This is a genomic window from Sodaliphilus sp. (assembly GCF_045598405.1).
GTDB classification, from domain to species: domain Bacteria; phylum Bacteroidota; class Bacteroidia; order Bacteroidales; family Muribaculaceae; genus Sodaliphilus; species Sodaliphilus limicaballi.
The window spans coordinates 1-9,816 of the sequence record NZ_JAZLLZ010000114.1; the positions used below are offsets into that span (position 1 = coordinate 1).

Below are 9,816 nucleotides of genomic sequence, written 5' to 3' on the forward strand. Positions count from 1 at the left end.
TGTCTTAAAAAAATCTCTGTGGCCTCTGTGTCTCTGTGGGAGATCGTGTGAAGAGGGGGGGTGGTTACTTGTTGCGGGGGTGGTGGGTGAGGATTTCCTGGCGCAGGCGGGTGCGGTCTATGTGCATGTAGATCTCGGTGGTGGAGATGCTTTCGTGGCCTAGCATCTGCTGGATGGCACGCAGGTTGGCGCCGCCCTCGAGCAGGTGGGTGGCAAAGGAGTGGCGCAGGGTGTGCGGGCTCACGGTCTTGCGCACTCCGGCAAGCTCGCACAGCTGCTTGATGATGAGGAACACCATCTGGCGCGAGAGCTGCGCGCCGCGGCGGTTGAGGAACAGCACGTCGTGGCAGCCAGCCTTGACCACCATGTGGCTGCGCACGTTTTCGACATACTGGGCTATGCACTGCAGCGCCACGGGCGATATGGGTACTAGACGCTGCTTGCTGCCCTTGCCCTCGACCACGACATATTCATCGCTCTCATAGACGCACGACATGCGCAGGCCGGTGAGTTCGCTCACCCGCAGCCCGCAGCCATACATGGTCTCGATGATGGCGCGGTTGCGCACTCCCTCGGAGGTGCTCATGTCGATGCACGCCACCATGGCGTCGATCTCGTCGAGCGTGAGCACGTCGGGCAGGTGCCGGCCGGTCTTGGGGGTCTCGAGCAGCCGGGTGGGGTTGTGGTCGATATACCCTTCGAGGCGGAGAAACTTGTAGAAGCTCTTGATGCCGGAGATGATGCGTGCCTGCGACCGTGCCTGTATGCCCATGTCTTTGAGCGTGCACACCATCTGCTCGATGTCGGCATCGGTGGCGGTATCCACTGCTTTGCCAGCGCTGCCCAGGTAGCCCACCAGGTGCTCCACGTCGTGAAGGTAGCCCTCGGCGGTGTTGGCCGACAGGCCTTTCTCCACTTTGAGGTAAACCTCAAAGCGGCGCTTCACACCGGTTATGTCGCTGATAGGTATCATTTTACTGAAAATTTCTCAACTCCCACAGAGATTTTCTACTGAAAGAAATTATCCGAAATTAGAAGAAATTTTTATATCTCGCACAGAGATTGGTTTTACCGAAAGAAATTAAAATAGTTAGAATAATTTATTTATTAACCACGGATTTATCAGATTAAACTGAGATTGTTTCTACTGAAAGAAATTATCCGAAATTAGAAGAAATTTTTTTATTAACCACAGATTATGCAGATTTATCAGGTTTTTTTTTTCAGAAATTAAAATTATTAGAATCTTATGTCTTAAAAAAATCTCTGTGCCCTCTGTGTCTCTGTGGGAGACTGGGAGATCGTGGGAGACTGGGTTAGCGGGCGAAGTGGATGGTCTCGGGTTTGGCCTGGGCGAAGTTGTCGGTGATGGTGACGGTGCCGCGGGCTAGGTCGATGCTGAATGTGGTGGCGCTTATCCAGTTAACGTATTCTATCCTGGCGGCGAACACTTGCTTGCTGGTCCACGCATAGCAGCCGGCAGCCTCGAAGTTTCGCTTGAGTCCCTTGAAGCGATCCATTGCCTCGATGGAGTAAGGCGGCACGTCGTTGAGCGAGCTGTAGAGATACTTGCCATATCCCAGGGCGATGGTCTCCCGGCGGCCGTCGGAGTAGGCGAGAGTCATGCTGCAGTCGGGGCCGACGGCAATAGTCGAGATGCCGTGCTTGTTGGCGTCGAGGTTGAGCTGGGCAGGCATTGCGGCGCCTGTCTTCTTGCCTTTGAGCACGGGCAGTGCGGCTGCATTGCACGATTTCTCGAGGCGCTGCTGGGCAATGGTGGCGTTGCCGGCCACGTTGTCCACGCCGGGCATGAGGTGTTTCCATATGCAAGCGAGCTCGCCGTGGCCGTCGTTGCTGTAGCCGGTGATCACGACCACCATGTCGGCCTCGGGTATGCACACGATGTACTGCCCGAAGGCTCCGTCGGCGCGGAATGCCTTGTCGTTCTTGCATCGCCACACCTGGTAGCCATAGCCGCGGTTGCCCTCGGTGGGGGCGTCGCAGGGCTTCACCCAGTCGTAGTTGATGTGGGCGGTCACGGCCTCGTCAATCCAGTGTGCCGGCACGAGTTGCTTGCCGTTCCACTTGCCGCGGTCGAGCATCAGGATGCCGGCCTTGGCGAGCGACTCGGCCTGCAGTCGCAGTCCCCAGCCACCGGTGTTGATGCCGTCGGGGCTTTGTTCCCAGTCCACCTCGGTGATGTGCATGTCGTTGAATATGTGCTTCTTGAGGTAGTCGAGCATGGTCATGCCGGTGACGCGCTGCACGATGGCGGCAAGCATGAACGAGCACATCGAGTCATACTGGAAACGGGTGCCGGGCTCGTCGGTCACGGGCTTGGCGAGCCACTCGGTGATCCAGTCGGGGTTGTTGTTGCGCATTATCCAGTCGGGCTTGATGCCGGCGCCCATGATGAGCAGGTCGCGCACGGTCATCTGGGCCAGACGGGGCGAAATGCTGTCGGGCAGTTTTTCGGGGAAGAACGCTGCCACGCGGTCGGTGAGGCGCAGGCGGTTCTCCTCGACGGCAAGTCCCACGGCAAGTGAGGTGAAGGTCTTGCTGCACGAGTAGAGCGTGTGGGCGTCCTCGGCGCGGTAGGGCGCGGGGTGGGCCTCGGCGATGACCTTGCCGTGGCGCACCACCATCACGTGGTGTATGTCGGTCTGCTTCACCACCTGCAAGGAGTCGATGAAACGGTTCACTGCCGCTGGGTCAACACCCTCGGCGGCAGGAGTGGAACGCTGCAAGTCGCCCACCTGGGCCACCGCAACAGCCGCCCAGGCGGCACACAACATGAGTAATATCTTCTTCATTGTTTTTTTTGTTATTATCGTTAATGTCGTTATTATCGATGCTTCCTGTGGTGCCATATTTCCAGGCTGTTGATGGCGTTTTGCCACAGGATGTAGCACCCTGGCCCCACGGCACACAGCGGCGTGAGGTAGGTGTAGGCAATCCACACGGCAAACGCGGTGTTCTTTTGCCCAAGCCCCTGCCCGCTCTCGACCGTTGCGCCGAAGAAGTGCCCCACATATCGCCCCGTGGCGAACTGTACTAGGCACATTACCAGCGAGATAGCCGCAATGACCAGCACGAATCCCACAGTGGTGCCGGCATGGGCGATATACTTGACCGTGCTGCCGGTGACAATGCTCAGCGAGATGCCCCACATGTAGAACGACAAGTCCTCGATGGCTACGATGCGCTGATGGAGGCGGCGCAGGTAGTGCTTCACAACGTAGGCAGCCGCCATGGGCACCACGAGCACGAGGCACACCTTGTATAGTATCGCGAGGAATGCCTCGACAAACGAGATGTCGAGCGTGTTGTCAATGAGCGGGAACACCGTGGGCACTAGCAGCGCGGTGATGAAGTTGGACACAAAGGTGTAGGTGGTCATTGATTCCAGATTGCCGCCCAGCTTGGCCGTGACCACAGCCGCCGCGGCTGCTCCGGGAGCGATGACGCAGGTGAGCAGGCTCTCGGCTATCACAAGCTGGTCGCCGCCGATGCCGCTCACGATGATCACCGCCGCCAGCGCCGCAGTGATGGCCACCTGAAACACGGTGATGATCCAGTGCCACGCCGTGGGACGCATCTTGCTGAAATCCACACGGCAAAAGGTGGTGAACAGTATCATTCCCATGAAAAACGGGAAGATGGCGTCGAAGATGGGGTTGAAAAACCGTGCGGCGCCGTCGAGGGCAGGAATGCCGGCAAAGACGAGATAGGACACTGTCCCGGTCACGATGGCCGAGGGCAGTGTCCAGTCTTTTAAGAATTGTATTATCCTGCGCATAAGGTAATTAAAAGAAATTTTCTATCTCCCACAGAGGCACAGAGGACACAGAGAGAAATAAATAATCTGTTGAATCTGTGTAATCTGTGGTTTGCATTAAATAATTTCTATTAATTTCGGATAATTTCTTTCAGTAAAAAAAATCTCTGTGCCCTCTGTGTCTCTGTGGGAGATAGAAAATTCCGTTAAATCACCACGTTCACCAGTTTGTTGGGAACCACGATGACCTTCTTGGGAGTGCCGCCTTCGAGCCACTTCTGTGCCGCGGGCTCGGCGAGGGCTATGCGCTCCACTTCCTTGGCGTCGGTGCCCACAGCCACCTCGATGTTGTAGCGGGGACGGCCCTTGATCATCACGGTGTACTTAACCGATGATTCCTTGAGGTATTCCTCGTTGCACACGGGCCACTGGGCGTCGCACACCGTGCCTTCGTGGCCGAGCACGTGCCACAGCTCCTCGGCGATGTGGGGCGCGAAGGGAGCGAGCAGGCGGACGAAGAGGTCATACACCTCGCAGCTGTCGCACTTCATGCCGGTCAGCTCGTTGAGGCATATCATGAACGCTGCCACGCTGGTGTTGTAAGAGAACGCTTCCACGTCGGCAGTCACCTTCTTGATGAGCTTGTGCACGCTCTTCAGGGCCTCCTTGCTTGCGGGCGCGTCGTTCAGGCGCAATTCCTCGCCACCAAAGAACTGTGCCCACAGGCGCTTGAGGAAACGGTTCACGCCGTCGATGCCGTTGGTGTCCCAGGGCTTGCTGGCCTCGACCGGACCCAGGAACATCTCGTAGAGGCGCAGGGTGTCGGCACCGTAGCGGTCCACGATATCGTCGGGGTTAACGACGTTGTACATTGATTTCGACATCTTCTCGATTGCCCAGCCGCAGATATACTTGCCGTTCTCGAGGACGAACTCGGCATCCTTATACTCGGGGCTCCATGCGCGGAACTTGTCGAGGTCGAGGGCGTCGTTCTTCACGATGTTCACGTCCACGTGGATGGGCTGCACATCATACTCGTCCTTGAGGTTGAGTGATACGTATTTGTTGGTGCCCTTGATGCGGTAAACGAAGTTGCTGCGGCCCTGGATCATGCCCTGGTTGATGAGTTTCTTGAAGGGCTCGGCCTCGCACACGTAACCATAGTCATAGAGGAACTTGTTCCAGACGCGGCTGTAGATCAAGTGGCCTGTGGCATGCTCGCTGCCGCCCACGTAGAGATCTACCTGGCGCCAGTACTCGTTCACCTGCTTGTCCACGAGGGCCTCGTCGTTGTGTGGGTCCATGTAGCGCAGGTAATAGGCGCTGCTGCCGGCAAAGCCGGGCATAGTGCACAGCTCCAGGGGCTGGCCGTTGGTGGCCACCCAGTTCTTGGCACGTCCCAGCGGGGGCTCGCCGTCCTCGGTGGGAAGGAACTTATCCACCTCGGGGAGCTGCAGCGGCAGCTGGTCTGCGGGCAATGCCTGGGGCTGGTTGTCCTCGTCGTAGTAGATGGGGAAGGGCTCGCCCCAGTAGCGCTGGCGGCTGAAGATGGCGTCGCGCAGGCGGTAGTTGGTCTTCACGCGGCCTATTCCGGCCTCTTCGATGAAGGCCTTGGTCTTGGCGATTGCCTCTTTCACTTGCAGGCCGTCGAGCTGCAGCATGTCGTTGCTTGAGTTCATCATGATGCCGTCCTTGGCGTCAAAGCTCTCCTCGCTCACGTCGGCGCCCTCAATCAAGGGGATGATGGGCAGGTCGAAGTGGCGTGCAAAGGCGTAGTCGCGCGAGTCGTGGGCAGGCACTGCCATGATGGCGCCTGTGCCGTAGCCTGCCAGCACATAGTCGCTGATGTAGATGGGTATGTTCTTGCCTGTGATGGGGTTAACGGCATAGCTGCCGCTGAACACGCCGCTCACCTTCTTGTCGATCAGGCGCTCGCGCTCGGTCTTCTTCTTCACCTCGGCAAGGTAAGCCTCGACCTGTGCCTTCTGCTCGGCAGTGGTCACGAGGTTCACATAGTCGCTTTCAGGCGCAAGCACCATGAAGGTGACACCGAAGATTGTATCGGCGCGGGTGGTGAAGATGAGCATCTTCTCGTCGCTGTCGGCGATTTTGAAATACATCTCGGCACCCTGGCTCATGCCTATCCAGTTGCGCTGGGTCTCTTTGAGCGAGTCGGTCCAGTCCACTGTGTCGAGGTCGCGCAGCAGGCGGCCGGCATATGCGCTCACGCGCAGGCACCACTGGCTCATGAGTTTCTGCTCCACGGGATAACCGCCGCGCACACTCAGGCCCTCGCTCACCTCGTCGTTGGCGAGCACTGTGCCCAGCTTGGCGCACCAGTTCACCATGGTCTTGCCGCGGTAGGCGATGCGGTAGTTCATGAGCATGTCGTTCTTCTCAACCTTGCTCATGGCGTTCCACTGCTCGGCAGTGAACACGTCGTCGATATTGGTAGCGGCGTTGCAGCCCTCGTTACCGTTCTTCTCAAAGAAAGCCACGAGCTCCTCGATGGGGCAGGCCTTCTGCAACTCGGTGTTGTAGTAGCTGCCAAACATCTTGAGGAATGCCCATTGGGTCCACTTGTAGTAGCCAGGGTCGCAGGTGCGAACCTCGCGGTCCCAATCAAAGCAGAAGCCTATCTTGTCGAGCTGCTCGCGGTAGCGGGCTATGTTCTGTGTAGTTGTCACCTCGGGGTGCTGGCCTGTCTTGATGGCATACTGCTCGGCGGGAAGGCCGTAGGCATCATAGCCCATGGGATGCAGCACGTTGAAGCCCTGCTGGCGCTTGTAGCGGGTGTAGATGTCGCTGGCTATGTAGCCCAGGGGATGGCCCACGTGAAGGCCTGCACCGCTGGGGTAGGGGAACATGTCCAGAACATAAAACTTGGGTTTACTCTGGTCAACCTCAGCGCGATACACCTTGTTCTCGCGCCAGTACTGTTGCCATTTTTTCTCAATCTCGTTAAACTTGTAATCCATTGTATATTGTGTTATTTTATATTCTAACTTGCAAAGTTACAATTTTCTAACGAAAGACGAAAGACGAAACACGAAAAAACAAGGCAACCGCATCAAAATCGCATTCTGTCCGATAGGACAGTACATTTGACAACCGTGTAGGCGCGCAGGGGCAAAGCTCCAAGAGCCCCCTCATTTTAGGCATAAAACCCTAACCCAATGATAGAAAAAATTCTTTTAATTTCGAATAATTTCTTTCAGTAAAATAATCTCTGTGCCTGTGTGGGGAATTGTGTGTCAGATAAGTCCCACGCAGGCCAGGAAGATGATTACCACTGCCACGGGAGCCACCCAGCGCAGGCACAGCACGGTGTAGTTGAGAACGTACTTGTTCAGGTGGTTGCGGTTGGTCAGCTGGTCGGCGATGATGCGCTTGTCAAGGAACCAGCCCACATACACCGCCGTGAACAGGCCGCCCATCAGCATGAACACGTTTGATGCTGCATAGTTGAACAAGTCAAACAAGTTCATACCCCACAGGGTGACATCGCTCAGCACGTTGAACGACAGGGCGCTAAGCACGGCTATCACTAGCGAGAATGAGGCAACACAGCATATCGCCTTGTTGCGGCTCATGTGAAACTCCTCGCTGATGAACACGATGGGGCATTCGCTCAGGATGATGGTAGATGTGAGCGACGCAAAGAACAGCAGCACAAAGAACAGCAGCGCCCACACATAGCCGCCCGTCATCTGCTGGAACACGCTGGGGAGGATTTCAAACACCAGTTTGGGGCCAGCCTCGGGCTGCATGCCGAATGAGAACACCGCAGGGAAAATGACGATGCCGGCAAGGATGGCCACCAGCGTGTCGAGCGAGGCTATGGTCACTGCGTCGCGGGTGAGAGAGGTGTCGTCCTTGAAGTATGACGAATAGGCCACAAGGCAGCCTATACCCAGGGTGAGCGACATGAATGCCTGGCCCATGGCGTTGACCACGCCTTTCCAGGTGAGGTGCCCAAAGTCAGGCTTGAACAGGAACTCCATGCCCTCCCATGAGTTGGGGAGCATGAGCGAGTTCACGCAGAAGATAACCAGCAGCAGGAACAGCAGCGGCGTCATCACGTTCGACACGCGCTCGATGCCATGCTGCACGCCACGGCTCAGCACGGCGAAGTTGACCACGAGGAACAGCACCGTCCACAGGGTGCACTGCCACGCGTCGCCCACAAAGTTTCCGAATATCTCGCTGTATTGTTCGGGAGTGTGCCCCGAGAGGCTGCCCTTGATTGCCAGCAGCAGGTATTCAACCACCCAGCCGCACACCACGCTGTAAAAGCCCAGTGTGACGATAGAGCCCAGCACGCAGATGTAGGAGAACCCATATAGTTTGCTGTTGGGCGACAGCTGTTTGAGGGCACCCATCATGTTCTTGTGGGTCGAGCGGCCTATGACGAACTCGCTCAACATCACGGGAATGCCAAGTATGACAACACATATCAGATATACCAGGATAAATGCTCCGCCGCCGTTCTGGCCAGCCTCGTAGGGGAAGCGCCATATATTGCCCAGGCCCACTGCCCCGCCCACTGTTGCCGCCACGGCACCCATGCGGGTGGCAAAGCCCATGCGCTTCTTTTTTTTCAGTTGTGACATATTTGCACTAATAATTGCTATGTTTTAGCCTAAATTTATAAAAATCTCTTATTGACGGTGCAAAATTACTAACAAATTCCCACTTGACCAACCCAAATTGCATAAAAAACACCTTTCCGCACAGGAAAAGGTGCATTATTAGGTTATATTTTGATTGCAGGCGTCACAGCGAGCCTTGCTCCACTCGCACGCAGATGCGCTCTATCACGGCATCTTCCTTGTTCTTTTCGGGGTGATAGCCCTGCTTCAGGCTCACGCCGAAGAATTTGCCGAACGTCTGCCAGAATCCGGCCCTGAACGTGCCCAGGAACGCTTTCACTATGCTGTAACTGTTCTGGTTCGTCTCGCGGTTGATGAGCTTGATCAGCATCTTGCCTTGGTTCTTGGTCAGCTTTTTCATCGCTGGCTTGTACTGGTTGAACACGTTTTTCTCAAACGCCTTCATGTATTCCTGCTTTTCCTTCTCGTTCTTGTAGGTGCCCATGTACTCGTAGGTCTCGAGAAGCATGGCGCTGATGGCCTTGGCATAGGGGAGCGTGCGTTTCACGTCGCGCACCGTCTTCCAGTAGAATTCCTCTTCCTTCTTGTTGCGGAAACGCTCGCGGGGATAGATAGTGATGGGGTTAAACACCAGCATCGCCAGCGTGTCGCCTGTCGAGGGCTCAATGAAATGATACATGCCGGCCCACACGTCCTGCAACGCCGACGGAACCTCGATTGTGCTCACCGCATCCTGCGCATGAGCACGCCCCGGAACCACCAGCCAGCAGAGCACTGTCAATATTAGCATCAAGCGTTTCATCACTTAAAATTTTGTGCGAAAATACACCAAAGATTCAATACAACGCAAAAAAACTAATATAAATAGTGTTAAAACCCCGCAATATCCCCATTACACCTATATTATATATAGCAAGTTCTATTGCATATCGCATCTATCGCAACTATTGCAACTATCGCATCTATTGCATCTATTGCATCTATTGCATCTATTGCATCTATTGCATCTATTGCATCTATTGCATCTATTGCATCTATTGCAACTATTGCATCTATTGCAACTATTGCATCTATTGCAACTATTGCAACTATTGCATCTATCGCATCTATTGCATCTATTGCATCTATTGCATCTATTGCAACTATCGCATCTATCACCATCTATCGCCCTCTATCACCGCCCCCTCCGCCCCGCATCGCGCCCCCTTCCCCCCGCCGTGGAATCTTTAACAATTCTTTAACACTTCGCTATCGTGTTATCACACAACGCATTACCCGCCATTTAATAAAAAATATCAAAAAAAATCCCGAAAAGATTTTGCCAGTTCAAAAACTTGTTGTAATTTTGCACTCGCTTTCGGGAACAACGAAGGCACAAGATCATTGAAATGTTTGCAATTTGAGGAATAGAAATGACTGTGTAGA

The 9,816-nt window shown here is 55.1% G+C and carries 7 protein-coding genes; all 7 read right to left on the bottom strand.

Annotated elements, in window-relative coordinates; genetic code table 11:
* Nucleotides 1-64 precede the first annotated feature (64 nt).
* The 7 genes from xerD to ACKI3C_RS08080 all read right to left on the bottom strand — a co-directional run bounded on the left by xerD (nt 65) and on the right by ACKI3C_RS08080 (nt 9,552).
* Entirely contained in the window at nt 65-973 is a 909-nt protein-coding gene (gene xerD, locus ACKI3C_RS08050; RefSeq protein ID WP_407403837.1) for a site-specific tyrosine recombinase XerD, read from the bottom strand.
* Between the two features lie 343 nt (nt 974-1,316).
* Nucleotides 1,317-2,813, bottom strand: a complete 1,497-nt coding sequence (locus ACKI3C_RS08055) for a serine hydrolase domain-containing protein (RefSeq protein ID WP_407403839.1) — start codon at nt 2,811-2,813, stop codon at nt 1,317-1,319.
* A 32-nt stretch (nt 2,814-2,845) separates the two neighbouring features.
* On the bottom strand, nt 2,846-3,799 hold the full coding sequence (locus ACKI3C_RS08060; RefSeq protein WP_407403841.1) for a transporter: 954 nt from the start codon (nt 3,797-3,799) through the stop codon (nt 2,846-2,848).
* A 185-nt stretch (nt 3,800-3,984) separates the two neighbouring features.
* Nucleotides 3,985-6,756, bottom strand: coding sequence for a leucine--tRNA ligase (gene leuS / locus ACKI3C_RS08065; protein ID WP_407403843.1), 2,772 nt, complete (start codon nt 6,754-6,756; stop codon nt 3,985-3,987).
* 276 nt (nt 6,757-7,032) lie between these two features.
* Nucleotides 7,033-8,391, bottom strand: coding sequence for a sodium-dependent transporter (locus tag ACKI3C_RS08070; RefSeq protein WP_407403845.1), 1,359 nt, complete (start codon nt 8,389-8,391; stop codon nt 7,033-7,035).
* Between the two features lie 163 nt (nt 8,392-8,554).
* Nucleotides 8,555-9,193, bottom strand: coding sequence for a DUF4294 domain-containing protein (locus ACKI3C_RS08075; RefSeq protein WP_407403847.1), 639 nt, complete (start codon nt 9,191-9,193; stop codon nt 8,555-8,557).
* 101 nt (nt 9,194-9,294) lie between these two features.
* The gene (locus tag ACKI3C_RS08080) at nt 9,295-9,552 is read right to left on the bottom strand and encodes a hypothetical protein (RefSeq protein ID WP_407403849.1); all 258 of its coding nucleotides are present in this window, start codon (nt 9,550-9,552) and stop codon (nt 9,295-9,297) included.
* Between the last annotated feature and the right edge of the window lie 264 nt (nt 9,553-9,816).